This window comes from Sphingomonas sp. UBA978 (assembly GCF_002292295.1).
In the GTDB taxonomy this organism is placed as follows: Bacteria; Pseudomonadota; Alphaproteobacteria; order Sphingomonadales; family Sphingomonadaceae; genus Sphingomonas.
This window is the reverse complement of record NZ_DBBS01000021.1, coordinates 231,001-246,012: the sequence shown is the minus strand read 5'-3', so window position 1 is coordinate 246,012 and position 15,012 is coordinate 231,001. Positions and strand designations below refer to the sequence as shown.

At 68.5% G+C, this 15,012-nt stretch carries 16 protein-coding genes and 2 tRNA genes; 5 read left to right on the top strand and 13 right to left on the bottom strand.

Annotated elements, in window-relative coordinates; all coding sequences use genetic code 11:
• Positions 1–78: 78 nt before the first annotated feature.
• Genes B2515_RS16195 through fdhD form a run of 3 tightly spaced genes read left to right on the top strand, consistent with a single transcriptional unit; the run spans position 79 to position 3,649 of the window.
• Positions 79–2,364, top strand: coding sequence for an FdhF/YdeP family oxidoreductase (locus tag B2515_RS16195; RefSeq protein ID WP_293878100.1), 2,286 nt, complete (start codon positions 79–81; stop codon positions 2,362–2,364).
• Positions 2,361–2,864 (top strand): molybdenum cofactor guanylyltransferase, encoded by a 504-nt coding sequence (gene mobA, locus B2515_RS16190; protein ID WP_293878504.1) that lies wholly within the window; start codon positions 2,361–2,363, stop codon positions 2,862–2,864. Before B2515_RS16195 ends, mobA begins: the two co-directional genes overlap by 4 nt.
• On the top strand, positions 2,861–3,649 hold the full coding sequence (fdhD, locus tag B2515_RS16185; RefSeq protein WP_293878098.1) for a formate dehydrogenase accessory sulfurtransferase FdhD: 789 nt from the start codon (positions 2,861–2,863) through the stop codon (positions 3,647–3,649). The genes mobA and fdhD overlap by 4 nt, the downstream gene beginning before the upstream one ends.
• Here the strand turns inward: fdhD and B2515_RS16180 are convergent.
• From B2515_RS16180 to B2515_RS16160, 5 genes are all read right to left on the bottom strand, one after another.
• Complete coding sequence (locus tag B2515_RS16180; protein WP_293878096.1) at positions 3,646–3,942, bottom strand: hypothetical protein; 297 nt, start codon at positions 3,940–3,942, stop codon at positions 3,646–3,648. The two genes, fdhD and B2515_RS16180, sit on opposite strands and share 4 nt — an antisense overlap.
• An 87-nt stretch (positions 3,943–4,029) precedes the next feature.
• Positions 4,030–4,106 (bottom strand) — tRNA-Met (locus B2515_RS16175).
• Positions 4,107–4,150: 44 nt separating this feature from the next.
• Positions 4,151–4,660, bottom strand: coding sequence for a 2'-5' RNA ligase family protein (locus B2515_RS16170; protein ID WP_293878095.1), 510 nt, complete (start codon positions 4,658–4,660; stop codon positions 4,151–4,153).
• A gap of 29 nt (positions 4,661–4,689) precedes the next feature.
• The gene (locus tag B2515_RS16165) at positions 4,690–6,537 is read right to left on the bottom strand and encodes a potassium transporter Kup (protein WP_293878094.1); all 1,848 of its coding nucleotides are present in this window, start codon (positions 6,535–6,537) and stop codon (positions 4,690–4,692) included.
• 216 nt (positions 6,538–6,753) lie between these two features.
• Positions 6,754–7,197 carry an Lrp/AsnC family transcriptional regulator gene (locus B2515_RS16160; RefSeq protein WP_293878092.1) on the bottom strand — a complete coding sequence of 148 codons (444 nt, stop codon included), beginning with the start codon at positions 7,195–7,197 and terminating at the stop codon, positions 6,754–6,756.
• Positions 7,198–7,320: 123 nt separating this feature from the next.
• Between B2515_RS16160 and ald the strand changes: the two genes are divergently transcribed.
• Together ald and B2515_RS16150 are read left to right on the top strand one after the other, a co-directional pair.
• Positions 7,321–8,427, top strand: coding sequence for an alanine dehydrogenase (gene ald, locus B2515_RS16155; protein ID WP_293878090.1), 1,107 nt, complete (start codon positions 7,321–7,323; stop codon positions 8,425–8,427).
• A gap of 44 nt (positions 8,428–8,471) precedes the next feature.
• Positions 8,472–8,690, top strand: a complete 219-nt coding sequence (locus tag B2515_RS16150; RefSeq protein WP_293878088.1) for a DUF3072 domain-containing protein — start codon at positions 8,472–8,474, stop codon at positions 8,688–8,690.
• Positions 8,691–8,757: 67 nt separating this feature from the next.
• On the opposite strand, the gene B2515_RS16145 is transcribed toward B2515_RS16150, so the two are convergent.
• The 8 genes from B2515_RS16145 to B2515_RS16110 form a co-directional block, all read right to left on the bottom strand.
• On the bottom strand, positions 8,758–9,384 hold the full coding sequence (locus B2515_RS16145; protein ID WP_293878086.1) for a tetratricopeptide repeat protein: 627 nt from the start codon (positions 9,382–9,384) through the stop codon (positions 8,758–8,760).
• Positions 9,384–9,791 (bottom strand): cytochrome c-type biogenesis protein, encoded by a 408-nt coding sequence (locus tag B2515_RS16140; RefSeq protein ID WP_293878084.1) that lies wholly within the window; start codon positions 9,789–9,791, stop codon positions 9,384–9,386. The genes B2515_RS16145 and B2515_RS16140 overlap by 1 nt, the downstream gene beginning before the upstream one ends.
• Positions 9,788–10,315 carry a redoxin family protein gene (locus tag B2515_RS16135; RefSeq protein WP_293878082.1) on the bottom strand — a complete coding sequence of 176 codons (528 nt, stop codon included), beginning with the start codon at positions 10,313–10,315 and terminating at the stop codon, positions 9,788–9,790. The genes B2515_RS16140 and B2515_RS16135 overlap by 4 nt, the downstream gene beginning before the upstream one ends.
• Entirely contained in the window at positions 10,312–12,228 is a 1,917-nt protein-coding gene (locus B2515_RS16130; protein ID WP_293878080.1) for a heme lyase CcmF/NrfE family subunit, read from the bottom strand. The genes B2515_RS16135 and B2515_RS16130 overlap by 4 nt, the downstream gene beginning before the upstream one ends.
• Positions 12,225–12,659, bottom strand: a complete 435-nt coding sequence (ccmE, locus tag B2515_RS16125) for a cytochrome c maturation protein CcmE (protein WP_293878078.1) — start codon at positions 12,657–12,659, stop codon at positions 12,225–12,227. Before ccmE ends, B2515_RS16130 begins: the two co-directional genes overlap by 4 nt.
• 97 nt (positions 12,660–12,756) lie before the next feature.
• The gene (gene ccmC, locus B2515_RS16120; RefSeq protein WP_293878077.1) at positions 12,757–13,482 is read right to left on the bottom strand and encodes a heme ABC transporter permease CcmC; all 726 of its coding nucleotides are present in this window, start codon (positions 13,480–13,482) and stop codon (positions 12,757–12,759) included.
• A gap of 243 nt (positions 13,483–13,725) precedes the next feature.
• Positions 13,726–14,778 (bottom strand): Glu/Leu/Phe/Val dehydrogenase family protein, encoded by a 1,053-nt coding sequence (locus tag B2515_RS16115; RefSeq protein ID WP_293878076.1) that lies wholly within the window; start codon positions 14,776–14,778, stop codon positions 13,726–13,728.
• A 120-nt stretch (positions 14,779–14,898) separates the two neighbouring features.
• Positions 14,899–14,975 (bottom strand) — tRNA-His (locus B2515_RS16110).
• Positions 14,976–15,012: the final 37 nt, after the last annotated feature.

Sequence of the window (15,012 nt, the reverse complement as noted above, 5' to 3'; positions counted from 1 at the left end):
TCTAGGAGATCGCGACGCGGATTTGAACCGCTCCGTCGGCGGAGCGTTGCAGGACCGATAACGAAAAGGGTGCGCATTGTGAGCGAAGATACGATCGATACCCGGCCCTATACCGGCGCGGCAGGGGGCTGGGGATCGATGAAGTCCCTTGCGGAGATTTCGATTCGCGAGAAGGTCGGCCCCGAGACCGCGCGCGAACTCACCCGGCTGAACAAGCCCGGCGGCGTGATGTGCGTGTCCTGCGCCTGGGGAAAGCCCGCGCATCCGCACATCGCCGAATTCTGCGAGAATGGCGCCAAGGCGACCGCATGGGAGCTGACCAACTATCGCAACACCCCGGCCTTCTTCGCCGAGCATACCGTCACCGAACTGCGCGGCTGGAAGGACTTCGACCTCGAACAGGCCGGGCGGCTGACCCATCCGCTGAAATACGATGCCGCCACCGACAAATATGTCGCCGTCGGCTGGGACGAGGCGTTCGCCGACATCGGCACGCACCTAAAAGAATATGATCCGACGAAGGTGGTCTTCTACGCCTCCGGTCGTGCCAGCCTCGAGACGAGCTATATGTGGGCGCTGATGGCGCGGATGTACGGCAGCCACAACCTGCCCGATTCGTCGAACATGTGCCACGAGACGACCTCGGTCGGGCTCAAATCGGCGATCGGATCGCCGGTCGGCACGATCCATCTGTCGGATTACGAGAGCTGCGACGCGATCTTCTATTTCGGGCAGAACCCCGGGACCAACAGCCCGCGCTTCCTCCACCCGTTGCGGGACTGCGCCAAGCGCGGGGTCAAGATCGTCGTGTTCAATCCGCTGAAGGAACGCGGCCTCGAACGCTTCACCGATCCGCAGAATCCGATCGAGATGGCGACCGGCAAGTCGACCCCGATCGCCAGCCAATATCATCAGGTGAAGGCGGGCGGCGACATCGCCGCGCTGATGGGCATCTGCAAATATGTCATCGAGGCGGACGACCAGTGCCAGCGGATCGGCGCGCCCGCGATCCTCGATCACGCCTTCATCGCCCGGCACACCACGGGGTTCGAGGCCTTCGCCGACAAGGCCCGCGCGACCGACTGGGCGACGATCGAGCATGAGAGCGGGCTGACGCGGCAGGACCTGGAGGCGGCGGGCGCGGTCTATGCGAAGGCCGAACGCGTCATCTGCGTCTATGGTATGGGCCTGACCCAGCACGTCCACGGCATCGACAATATCCACACGCTCGTGAACCTGATGCTGCTGCGCGGCAACGTCGGCAAACCCGGCGCGGGCTTCGGACCGGTGCGCGGCCACAGCAACGTGCAGGGGCAGCGGACGGTCGGGATCACCGAAAAGCCCGAGCTTGCGCCGCTCGACCGGCTGAAGGCGCTGTACGATTTCGAACCGCCCCGCGAAAAGGGTTGGGACACGGTGGCGGCGTGCGAGCATATCATCGACGGCAGCGCGCAGGCGTTCGTCGGCCTCGGCGGCAACCTTGCCCGCGCGGTCCCCGACACCGCGACGATCGAGCCGGCGTGGCAGCGGCTCGGGCTGACCGTCAGCATCGCGACCAAGCTCAACCGCACGCACCTGTTGCCGGGCAAGACCTGTTATTTGCTGCCCTGCCTCGGCCGGATCGAGACCGACGAACAGGCCGGCGGCGCACAGGCGGTGACGATGGAGGACAGCTTCAGCCGCATCTACGGATCGCGCGGCCGGGCGACGCCGGCGGCGGATACCCTGCTGTCCGAACCCGCGATCGTCGCGGGGATCGCCAAGGCGACGCTGGCGCCCAATCCCAAAGTCGACTGGGACGCATGGGTCGGCGATTACGGGCTGGTGCGCGACGCGATCGAGGCGACCTATCCCGACAAGTTCGACCGGTTCAACGAACGGATGTGGACGCCGGGCGGGTTCTGGAAGGGTGTGCCGGCGGCGCATCGCGAATGGGAAACCGAGAGCGGCCGGGCGGAATTCAACGTGCCGACCGCGCTGAACGCCACCGGCTTCGCCGAGGCGCCGGGCCGGTTCCGGCTGATGACGCTGCGTTCGAACGACCAGTTCAACACCACCGTCTACGGCTATCACGACCGTTTCCGCGGCATCAAGGGCACCCGCGACGTGGTGCTGATGAACCGCGCCGACATGGCCGAGATGGGCCTCGCCGAGCATGACCATGTCGATATGGTCGGCGATGCCGGTGCCAATGCCGACCGCCGCGTCGCCAAGCTGCTGGTGGTGCCGTACGACATCCCGCGCGGCTGCGTCGGCGGCTATTATCCGGAGTGCAACGTGCTGATCCCCGTCACCCACAAGGCCGAACAGAGCCATGTGCCGGCGGCGAAGTCGGTGCCGGTGCGGCTGGAGAAGGCAGGCTGATCCTCGGCGCGATCCTCGCCGGCGGCCGGTCCAGCCGCTTCGGCAGCGACAAGGCGGTCGCGATGCTCGATGGCAAGGCGCTGCTGGCGCATGCGCGGGACGTCGTCGGCGCGCGGGTGGATGCGGTGATCGTCGTCGGGCGTGCGGGCGGCGTCGCCGACCTGCCCGGCCCCGGCCTTGGGCCGTTGGGGGGGATCGCGGGCGCGTTGGACCATGCGGCGCGTCACGGCTTCGACACGGTGCTGACCATCGGCTGCGACATGCCGCGCCTGCCGCCCGGCCTGATCGACGCATTGCTGCGGCGGGCGCCGAGCTATTGCGTCGATGCACCGATCCTCGGCCATTGGCCCGCGGCGCTGGCGGACGGATTGCTCGCGCATATCGCCGCGTCCGACCGGCGGTCGGTGCAGGGCTGGGCGCGGAGCATCGGCGCGCTGCCGCTGCCGTCGCCGGTGCCGCTTGCCAACGTCAACACGCCGGAGGATCTGGCGGCGCTATGACGCCGTCCCGCCCCGAACCCACGCGCATCCTCTACCCCGACGGCACCACCGCCCCCGGCACCCGCGAGATCGCGGTCGAGGCGCCGGTCGCGATCGAGGTCGACGGGCTGGGTTATGCGGTGATGATGATGACGCCCGCCGATCTGGAGGCGTTCGCGACCGGCTTCATGCTGACCGAGCGACTGGCGGATACGCCGGCGGACGTGATCGACGTCGATGCCTTCGAAGCGCCGGCGGGCTGGATCGTCCGTATCGCGCTCGCCGACCGTTGCCGCGACCGCATCCGCGATCGCATCCGCCACCGGACCAGCGATACCAGCTGCGGCCTCTGCGGCATCGCCAGCCTCGAACAGCTCGTTCGCCCCGTCGCGAGCCGCCCGCCCCGCCCAGCCGTGCGTCCGGGCGCGATCTTCGCCGCGCTTGCCAACCTGCGCGACCACCAGCGGCTGAATGCGGCGACGGGCGCGGTCCATGCCGCCGCCGCCGCGTCCGATGCGGGCGCGATCCTGTCGCTGTTCGAGGACGTCGGCCGTCACAATGCGCTCGACAAGCTGATCGGTCATCGCGCGGGCGCGGAGCCGGCGGCATTCACGCTGGTGACGTCGCGGATCAGTTTCGAGATGGTCGACAAGGCGCTGGTGTCGAAGACGCCGCTGCTGGTCGGCATCTCCGCGCCCACCAGCCTCGCGATCGATCACGCCCGCGCCCATGGCCTGACGCTGGTCGCGCTCGCCCGCGCGGATACGATGCTGGCGCTGAACGACCCCTGGGGCCTGTTCGGCTAGTGCCCCCAGTCCCAGACGTGCGCCGACCATTCGCGCACGCTGGCGGCGCAGGCGGAGATCCAGTCCAGCGCCATGTGGCGATAGGCGCCCTCAAGGAAGACGCTGTCGGCGAGGACCATCGTCATGAGCACGGCGGCCCATAATACGCCGCGGTGCATCGGTTCAGGCTTGCGGACCAGCTTCACCTCGGTCGCGCGGCGCTGCGCCAGCCGGCGCTCGGGTCCGGCATGGCCCGTGGCGGGCAGGACGCGCCGCTCGATACGACGGCGCTCGTTGGGAAAATGATACGACATCGTCGCGCCTCGACCGGGACCTGTCCCGATTCTCGCACGGCGAGCGTTACCAAATCGTTCGGATCACGACGGCGGCACTACCAAAAATGGTAGCGGAGGAGGGACTTGAACCCCCGACCCCAGGATTATGATTCCCGTGCTCTAACCAGCTGAGCTACTCCGCCCCGCCGTGTGAGGGCGCGCCTATAAGTGGGGGATGCGGCGTCCGTCAAGCGAACATGTGACGGGAAAGCGCCTCCCACGGCCCGCCGCGATACCACCAGGTCGCCAGGCCGGCGATTTCGACGTCCCAGGGTGTGAAATCGCGGCCGAGCGCGGTCATCAGCAGCTTGGCGATGTTCGGCTGCACCTTGTTCTGGATGGTGACGTGAGGCCGCCATCCGCCAGCGTCCTGCGGGGTCAGCAGGCCGGTGAACGCCTCGGCGAGATCGCGGCGGATGGCGACCAGTTCGGGCGATTCGATCCGATAGGCGACGCCGCGGCCGAGCGACATCAGGCCGCCGACGCGCGCTCTGGGCGCCCGCACGCCGCGCGTCAGCGCCGACAGGCGATGCTTCAGCTCGCCCGCCGCGGAGGGCGGCAGATGGTGGAACAGCGTCAGGTGCGCGGCGAGCTGGTTGCGTTCGGGCGGGAAATGCGCGGCACGCTGCGCGTCGAACCAGCCCTGATCGCGCCGCCCGAAGACGGCGGTGACGATGATAGGCGCTGGGATCGGCACAGGGGTGGCCGCGGGCCCGGACGCGTCGCTCAAATCTCGACCTGGCTGCCGAGCTCGACCACGCGGTTGGTGGGCAGGCGAAAGAATTCCATCGCGCTTTCGGCGTTGCGCAGCATCCAGGCGAACAGCTTCTCGCGCCACAGCATCATGCCGGGCCGTTCCGACGGCAGCAGCGTCTGCCGCGACAGGAAGAAGCTGGTGTCCATCATCTTGAAGTCGGCGCCGCATTCGTGGACGCGCTTCAAGGCGGCGGGCACGTCGACCTCCTCCATGAAGCCGTAGCGCAGGACGAGGCGGTAGAAGCCCTCGCCCATCGCATCGTTCGTCGCCCGCTCCGCCTCGGGCCAATAGGGCTGGGCGACGATCTTCACCGTCAGCAGGATGACGCGCTCGTGCAGCACCTTGTTGTGCTTGAGGTTGTGGAGCAGCGCGTGCGGCACGCCATCGGCGGTCGAGGTCATGAACACCGCCGTGCCCGGCACGCGGCTGGCGGAATTGGCGGCAGACGTGATGAACACCTTGATCGGCATCGCCGCCTCGCGCAGCCGGTCCATCATCAGCTGCCGCCCCTTCGACCAGGTCGTCAGGAAGGTGAAGATGATGAAGCCGACCATCAGCGGGAACCAGCCGCCGTCCGGCACCTTGGTGAGGTTCGCCGAGAAATAGGCGCCGTCGACGAGGAAGAACAACGCCAGCAGCGGCGCGGCGGCGTAGAGCGGCCAGTTCCACAGCCGGGTCAGCGCGACCCCGAGCAGGCACGAATCGATGAACATCGCGCCGGTCACGGCGATGCCGTATGCCGAGGTGAGGTTGGACGAGGTGCGGAAGAACAGCACCAGCAGGATCACCATCACCATCAGCATCCAGTTGATGAGCGGGATGTAGATCTGCCCGGCGGTGGCGGCGCTGGTATGCTCGATACGCAGCCGCGGCATGAAGCCGAGCTGGATCGCCTGCTGCGTCACCGAGAAGGCGCCGGAAATCACCGCCTGGCTGGCGATGATCGCCGCCATCGTCGCGAGGATCACCAGCGGCAGCTGCAGGCTGTCGGGCGCGAGCATGTAGAACGGACTGCGCAGCGCTTCCTGCCCCTCGCGGAACAACAGGGCGCCCTGCCCCAGATAGTTGCACATCAGCGCCGGGAGGACGAACACCAGCCACGACAGGCCGATCGGCTTGCGGCCGAAATGCCCCATGTCGGCATAGAGCGCCTCCGCCCCGGTCACCGCGAGCACGACCGACCCCAGTGCCAGAAAGGCGCGGACCGGATCGAGCAGGAAGAATTCGACCGCATGGTGGGGCGAGAAGGCCCAGAGCACCTCCGGGGTCTGCACCACGCTGATGAGGCCGAGCACGGCGATCACGCTGAAATAGACCAGCATGATCGGCCCGAACACCAGCCCGATCCGTGCCGTGCCGCTCTTCTGCACCCAGAACAGGGCGATCAGGATCGCGATGACGATCGGCAGGACCAACCCGGCGAAGGCGGGCGCGGCGACGGCGAGCCCCTCGACCGCGCTGAGCACGGTAACCGCGGGGGTAATCATCGAATCGCCGTAGAAGAGCGAGGTCGCGAAGACACCGAGCAGGATGATCCCGGTCGACCAGCGCTTGCTCTTGGTGCGGCCGGAGACGAGCGCGAGCAGGGCGAGGCTGCCCCCCTCGCCCTTGTTGTCGGCGCGCATGATGATCGCGACGTATTTGATCGTCACGACGATCATCATCGACCAGAACATCAGGCTGAGCACGCCCATGATGTGCAGCGGGTCGAGCGCGAGCTGGTGATGCCCGGCGAAGGTTTCGCGAAACGCGTAGAGCGGGCTGGTGCCGATGTCGCCGAAGACGATGCCGATCGCACCGACCGCCAGCTTGATCATGCCGTCGTGGTGGCCGTGATCCCCCTCTTCGCTGCGCACGGCGGGGAGCGCGGCCGGTACGGGAGCGCTCACGAGCGGCCCGGCCGATCCGACATGATGCGAAGACCGGCGCTGTTCCCAACCTGTTCCATAACCGCGGGCCTTAGCATGGGCTGAACGACCGGAGCAACGCCGACGCCATTGATCCGCATCGATCGCGCGGCCGTTCCGTGCCGGTCAGGGACGCCTAAACACCTCGCGAATCACGAAATGCGAGGCGAGCCGGGTGACGCCGGGCAGGCGCGCGAGCGTTTCGCGGTGGATGCGTTCGAAGGTGTCGTCGCGGCGCACCTCGACATGCAGCATATAGTCCGCCTCGCCGCTCATCAGGAAACAGTCGCGGATTTCGGGAATCTCGGCGATCTCGCGCTCGAACGCGGCCATCGTCTCCTCGCGCTGGTCGCGCAGGGTGACGTTGACGAGGACGACGCTGGGATTGCCGCGCGCCGCCTTGGTCAGCACCGCGCGGAAACCGGCGATATAGCCGCGCTCCTTCAGCGACCCGACGCGGCGGTGCGCCGCGCTGGGCGACAGGCCGACCGCCTCGCCCAGTTCGGCACTGGTGAGGTCGGAATTGGCGAGCAGCTGGGCGAGAATCCGGTTGTCGAGGGCGTCGAGCATGGATTTCGCGCTACACGCATATACGACGCGAGGATATCCTGTCGGTACGTCGCCGGCTGGATCACATTGCGACCTTCTCCCGCGCGACACGCTGTATGACCCGCAGCGGAAGAGGAGATAATCATGCGCATCGGCGTTCCCAAGGAAATCAAGAACCACGAATATCGTGTCGGTCTGACGCCGCCGTCGGTGGCGGAGCTGGTCGCGGCGGGCCACGAGGTCGTCGTCGAGACGAAGGCCGGCAGCGGCATCGATTTCGAGGACCAGGATTATATCGACGCAGGCGCGACGATCCTGCCCGATCCCGCCGCGGTGTTCGCCGCCGCCGACATGATCGTGAAGGTCAAGGAACCGCAGCCGAGCGAAATCACGCTGCTCGAACCGCGGCACGTGCTGTTCACCTACCTCCATCTGGCCGCGGACAAGCCGCAGGCGGAGGGGCTGATGAAGTCGGGCGCGACGTGCATCGCCTATGAGACGGTCACCGCGGCGCGCGGCGGCCTGCCGTTGCTCAAGCCGATGAGCGAGGTCGCGGGCCGCATGTCGGTGCAGGTCGGCGCGCATTACCTCGAAAAGGAACAGGGCGGCCGCGGCGTGCTGCTCGGCGGCGTGCCGGGCGTGGCGCCGGCGAAGGTCGCGATCCTCGGCGGCGGCGTCTCGGGCGTCAATGCGGCACAGATGGCGGTCGGCATGCGCGCCGACGTGACGATCTACGACATCTCGAACGATCGCCTCGCCGAACTCGACATGTTCTTCAGCAGCCAGATCAAGACGGCCTATGCCAGCAAGGCGGCGATCGCGGCGGCGGTGAAGAATGCGCATCTGGTGATCGGCGCGGTGCTGGTGCCGGGTGCCGCGGCGCCCAAGCTGGTGACGCGCGAGATGGTCCGGACGATGAAGCGCGGCGCGGTGCTGGTCGATATCGCGATCGACCAGGGCGGCTGTTTCGAGACGAGCCATGCGACGACGCACGAGGACCCGGTGTTCGAGGTCGACGGCGTGATCCATTATTGCGTCGCCAACATGCCCGGCGCGGTCGCGCGCACCTCCGCCTTTGCGCTCAACAACGCGACGCTGCCGTTCGCGCTGAAGCTCGCCAATCTGGGGGCCGAGGCGGCGATGAAGGCCGACCCGCACCTCGCCAACGGCCTGAACGTCTACAAGGGCAAGATCGCGTTCAAGGCGGTCGCCGACGACCTGTCGCTGCCGTACGAGGCGTGGAACGGATAAGGAACACGATGGTTGAAGCCTTCGAACCAAGGAAGGCTTCAACCATGTCCGAACCCGAGAACCCCAAAACGCACCCGACTTCGAACGCCGAGAAGGACCCGGACGACTGGACCACCGGCGACGAGGCGATGACCGGCGCGCAGGCGAGCTATCTCAAGACCCTGAGCGAGGAAGCCGGCGAGACGTTCGACGACACGCTGACCAAGGCGGATGCGTCGAAGCGGATCGATGCCCTGCAGGACAAGACCGGTCGCGGTCAGTGATCCGGCGTCCCGCCCCTGCCGCCGATGCGGTGAGGGCGGGACGTTTTACAGAAGCCGATCCGTCGCCTTACCCGCCCTGCTCGGCAAGCAGGCGGTCGAGCAGTTGCAGGCGCAGCGCGATGTCGCGGCGGTACGACGCGCCTTCGGGCGACAGCGTAAGCGCCTTGGCCCATTGACCACGCGCGGCGCGATAGTCGTTGGCGCGGATATGGGCGAGACCCAGAAAGAAATGCGGCGCTGGATGCAGCGGCGCGACGCGGATCGCCTGATCGAAGGCGAATTGCGCCGGCGGCGACAGGACGTTGCCGTCATGCGCGGCCAGCGTCGTCCCGAGCCCGGTCCAGAGCATGACGCTGCGCGGATAGCGGTTCAGCCCGCCAAGGATCGCGCGGACCGCGGAACGCCGGTCGCCCGCGCGCGCCATCGCGTCGGAGGCGGTGAGATAGGCCGAATCGGCGGTGAAGCGGCCGAGCATCCGTTCGCGCAGATCGATCAGCGAGGGATCGTCGGCGAGGCGCTGCGCATCGGCTCGGGCATCGCTCGCCGGCAGCGACGGCGAACCCTGCCACGCATAGCCCGCCGCGCCGAGCATCAGCGCCGACCCGACCATCGACCACAACAGCCGGTTGACGCGCAGCAGCACCAGCGCCGCGGCGGCGGCGAGTGCGATCAGGACGAGCATCACCCAGCCCATCAGCGCCGCGTCCGCCGGAAACTCGACCGGGCGATCAGCGCGCCGATCACCAGCAGCGCGACCGGAGCCAGCCACAGCGGCCATGTCGCCGCGCCGAACGGCGGGTCATAGGTGACGTAATCGCCATAGCGTTCGACCAGCCACGCGCGGATCGCCTCGGGCGTCTCGCCGGCGGCGATGCGACTGCGCACCAGCGCGCGCATGTCGCCGGCCATGCTGGCGTCGCTGTCGGCGATCGACTGGCCCTGGCAGACGACGCAGCGCAGGGTCGCCATGAGGTCGCGCGCCTGTGCTTCCTGCGCCGGGTCGCGCAATTGCGTATAGGCGAGCGCCGCGGGCGGGGTCGACGGATCGGCGGATACGGGTGCCGCCACAGCGAGCGCGAGCAGGAGCAACAGCCGCCTCATTTCGCGTCCCGGATCGCGGCGGCGATCGTTGCGACATCGTCGGCGCGGATATCGCCGACATGCTGGAGGACGATGCGACCGCGGCCGTCGATCACGAAGCTTTCGGGAACGCCCGACGAGCCGAGCGCGAGCTGCACCGCGCTCTGGCGGTCGTCGCCGATCCGGTCGTAGGGATCGCCGTTGCGGCGCAGGAAGTCGACCAGCGCGGGCGCGGTGTCGCGGATTGCGATGGCGTCGATCGGCACGCCCATCGCCTTCAGCCGGACGAGCTGCGGCGATTCGGCGGCGCAGGGGATGCACCAGCTGGCGAAGATGTTGAGCAGGCGCGGCTGCCCCTGCCGGAAGGCGGCGCTCGACAGGCCCGGCTTGCCCGGCGCGATCGGCGGCAGGGTGAAATCGGGCAGCGGCTTGCCGACCAGCGCCGAGCGGACGACGCGATCGGCGGGCTTGAAGAGGCCGCCCGCGACGATCGCGAAAAGCAGGGCGAAGAGCACCAGCGGCGTCCAGATCAGCCAGCGCCTCATGCGTAGGCCTCCCGCGCGGCGATGCGGCGTTCGCGGCGCCAGCGGCCGACCAGCGACAGCGCCCCGCCGAGCGCTATCAACACGCCGCCGAACCAGATCAGCGTCACGAACGGCTTCCACCACAAGCGCAGCTGCCAGCGCCCCTGCCCGTCCGCCTGCCCGAGCACCGTATAGAGCTGGCCGTCCCATTCGGTCGCGATCGCGCTTTCGCTGGTGGTGGTGACGGGGTCGGAGAAATAGCGCGACTGCGGGCGCAGAACCATCGTCTCGCCGTCGCGGCTGGCGCTGAGCCGCGCCTCGAGCGCCGACCAATTCTGTCCGACGACCGGCTTGATGCCGTCCAGTTTCACCACATAGGGGCCGACGCGGACCGGCTGGCCGACGGCGGCGGCGACCAAAGTCTCGCTGGTATAGGCGCTGTCGCAGGCCATGCCGGCGAGGCTGACGGCGATCCCCAGATGGGCGACGACCATGCCCCAGGTGAACAGCGGCGTGCGGCGCAGGTTGCGCCCGACCAGCGGCAACACGCTGGCGACCGCGAGGCCGGCGGCGAGCGACAGGCCGAACAGCGGCAGCACGCCCGGCGGCGCGAGCACGACCAGCGCGGCGCCGGTGAAGCCGGCCGCGGCGATCGGCCAGATCAGCCGGTCGAGCAGCGCGCCGGCATCGTCGCGTCGCCAGCGCAGCAGCGGTCCGACCGCCATCGCCACGACGAGCGCGAGCGCGATCGGGCCGGCCGCCTTGTTGAAGAAGGGCGGGCCGACCGAGAGTTGCACGCCGAAGCCGGCGGCGACCAGCGGGTAGAGCGTGCCGATCAGGACGATGCCGAGGATGACCGACAGCAGCAGATTGTTGACGACCAGCCCGCCCTCGCGGCTGACGAGGGAGAAGGTGGTGCCGGCGCGGACGGTGCCGATGCGGGCGGCGAACAGCGCGAGCGCGCCGCCGATGTAGATGGCGAGCAACGCGAGGATGAAGGCGCCGCGTTCGGGATCGACGGCGAAGGCGTGGACGCTGGTAAGGATGCCGGAGCGGACGAGGAAGGTGCCGATCATCGACATCGAAAAGGCGACCACCGCCAGCATCACCGTCCAGGCGCGCAGGCCGTCGCGGGTGGCGAGCACCGTCACCGAATGGAGCAGCGCGGTCGCCGCCAGCCATGGCATCAGCGAGGCGTTCTCGACCGGGTCCCAGAACCACCAGCCGCCCCAGCCAAGCTCGTAATAGGCCCAATAGCTGCCCGCGGTGATGCCGAGCGTCAGGAATATCCACGCCCCCAGCACCCACGGCCGCATCGCACGGGCGAAGGCGGGGCCGACGTCGCGCGTCACCAGCGCGCCGACCGCGAAGGAGAAGGCGACCGAGATACCGACATAGCCGATGTAGAGCGTCGGCGGGTGGAAGGCCAAACCCGGGTCCTGCAACAGCGGATTGAGGCCGAGGCCATTGGCGGGCGCGGGGCTGACCCGGGCGAAGGGGTTGGAGGCGAAGAGGAGGAAGGCGTAGAAGCCGAGCGCTATCCCAGCCTGCGCGCCCAATGTGGCGATCAGCGTGCGTTCGGGCAGCCGCCGTTCGAGGATCGCGACCGCTCCGCCGGCGAGGCCGAGGATCGTCACCCACAGCAGCATCGATCCTTCGTGATTGCCCCACGCCCCGGCGAATTTGTAGAGCCACGGCTTGGCCGCGTGGCTGTTCTCGACCACCAGCCGCACCGACATGTCGCTGGCGAGGAAGAGCGCGATCAGCGCCGCCATCGCGACGGCGGCGAGGCCGCCCTGGACGATCGCGATCGGGCGGACGGCGGCGACCGGCTCGGCCTGCCCGCGCCACAGGCCCAAAGCCGCCATCGCCAGTTGTAGCGCGGCGAGCGCGGCGGCGAACCACAGCGCGGCGAGGCCGGCCTCGGCGATCACGGCTCCAGCGTCTTGGTTTCGTGCATCTTGCCGGCCAGTTCGGGCGGCATGTACTTTTCGTCGTGCTTGGCGAGCAGGTTGGTCGCGGTAAAGCTGCCGTCACGGTTGAACTGCCCCTCCGCGACCACGCCGGAGCGTTCGCGGAACAGGTCGGGCGTGATGCCGGCGAAGGTGACCGGGGTGGTCGCGATGCCGTCGCCAACGACGAAATGGACGGTGACGCCGTCGGGCGCGCGGCGGATCGAACCGGCCTGCACCATGCCACCGAGCCGCACCGCGCGGCCCAGCGGCAGGCCCTGCCGCTGCACGTCCGCGGGCGCGTAGAAGAAGGACGCCTGATCCTTCAGCGCCGACATGGCGAGCAGCGCCGCGGCGACCACCGCCGCGACGCCGAGCAGCGCCAGCGTCAGCCGTTGATGCTTGGCCTTCATTTCTCGATGCGCTTCATCGCGACATAGCTGACGAGGGTCAGCACCGCGGCGGCGCCGATCGTGACGGCATAGGCGGCGGCGATGAACGGCCAGGCGTTCATGCGCGTGCCATCCGCCGCAGCCGCGCCTCGGCCTTCACCCGCGCCAGTGCGGTGCGCATCCGCATCAGCACGATGGCGGCGAACAGCAGGGTGAAGCCAGCCATGGTGAAGCCCAGCGGCCACAGGATGCTGCCGGCGATGCTCGACCGAGTCAGGCCGATCGACGGGCCCTGATGCAGCGTGTTCCACCAGATCACCGAATAGCGGATGATCGGCAGCAGCACGGTGCCGGCGATGCCGTAGAGCGCCGGGATCCGGCCGTCGCCGCCGCGATCGGCATCGGCGCGGGCGAGCGCCATATAGCCGCAATAGACGAAGAAGAGCAGCAGCATCGAGGTCAGCCGCCCGTCCCATTGCCACCACGTCCCCCAGGTCGGCCGGCCCCAGATCGACCCCGTCACGAGGCAGACCGCGGCGAAGGTCGCGCCGGGCAGCGCGATCGCGCGCGCGGCGAGATGGCTGAGCGGATGGCGCCAAACGAGGAAGGCGATGCTGCTGATCGCGAGGCCGCTCCACCCGCCCATGCCGAGCCAGGCGGCGGGAACGTGGATGTAGAGGATGCGGACGCTCTCGCCCTGCAGATAGTCGGGCGGCGTCTGCGTCAGTCCCGCCCAGCAGCCGATCGCAAGCAGCAGCCAGCCGCCGACCAGCAGCGCCGGCGTCAGGGGACGGGCGAGCTTGAGGAAACGCGCAGGGTTGGCAAGGGCATGAAGGGTCGACACGGCTGCGTCCGCCATACGAAGCTTTGCGGGCGGCGTCACCTGCGTTGGTGGTCGCGGTCGACGATGATGGCCGGTCTGGGCGACAGGAACACACCGACGGGACCCATCCCGGACTGTCGTTTCGGTTTTCGCGCGAATTCGCACCGGGACGGAGTGTCCCACACGTGCGCGCCCAAGGGCGTTTTCGATGCGCTGTCCGCGACCGGTTCTCCCCGTTCCGCGAGGGAGAACCGGCGGACTGCTTTAGCCGCGGCCGATCAGCCTTTGCGCGATCATGTCGGCGACCTCCGCCGCGGGGCGGCCGGTGCGTTCGCTCTCGTCCCAGACCTCGTCGAGGCGCGCCGGGATTCTGGCGATGCGCGCCATGACCTCGGCCTCGTCGCCCTGGCCGAGATATTCGAGGCCGACGTTGATGATGCCGCCGGCGTTGATGACGTAATCGGGCGCGTAGAGGATGCCACGGGCGTGGAGGCGGTCGTAATCCTCGCGCGTCGCGAGCTGGTTGTTCGCGCCGCCGGCAACGACCTTCGCCACCAGCGTCGGGATCGTCGCTTCGGTGAGGATCGCGCCCAAAGCATTGGGGCTGAAGATGTCCGCCTCGACGCCGAGGATCGCACCGGCGGCGACCGTTTCCGCGCCGAGTTCCGCGGCGAGCGCCTTCGCCCGCTCCGCATCGACGTCGGCGAGGGTCAGGCGCGCGCCGTCCTTCGCCAGCAGGCGGGCAAGCCCGCCGCCGACAGAGCCGACGCCCTGGATCGCGACATGGACGCCGCGCATGTCGTCGGTGCCGAGGCCGCGCTTCGCCGCGGCGCGGACGCCGAGGTAGACGCCGTGCGCCGTGTAAGGGCCGGGATCGCCGCCGGCCGCGCCGCTTTCGACGGGCAGGCCGCTGACGTATTTCGTCTCGCCCGCGATCACCTTCATGCGCGCTTCGGACATGCCGACGTCTTCCGCGGTGACATAACGGCCGCCGAGCGATTCGACCGCGCGGCCGAACGCCCTCAGCCGCTCCTCGCCGATGACCGCGCCGGGTTGGTCGGCGAGGATGACGCCCTTGCCGCCGCCCAGGGCGAGGCCGGCCATCGCATTCTTGAAGCTCATGCCGCGCGACAGACGCAGCGCATCGGTGACCGCCTGGTCGCCCGAGGCATAATGCCAGAAGCGGGCACCGCCCGCAGCCGGGCCGAGATGGGTGGAATGGACGGCGATGATCGCGCGCAGGCCCGATTCGCGATCGGTGAAGGTATGGACGCCTTCATGGCTGTCGAAATCGGGAAGATCCCACACCGAGGTCATGGCCTGCTCCGCTTGGCTGAATATTGCGAGCGGCGGTAATATTATTTCGCAGCCGCTTTGGCTAGTCCCGATGACACCGGCGCCACGTCGGGCGGTACATCATGCAATCGGGTGAAAAAATGGGGCGACCGACGGGACTTGAACCCGCAACTTCCGGCATCACAAGCCGACGCTCTAACCAATTGAACTACGGTCGCCGCGAAGGCTGCGCCCCTAGCGGGGGTGGAGGCGGTG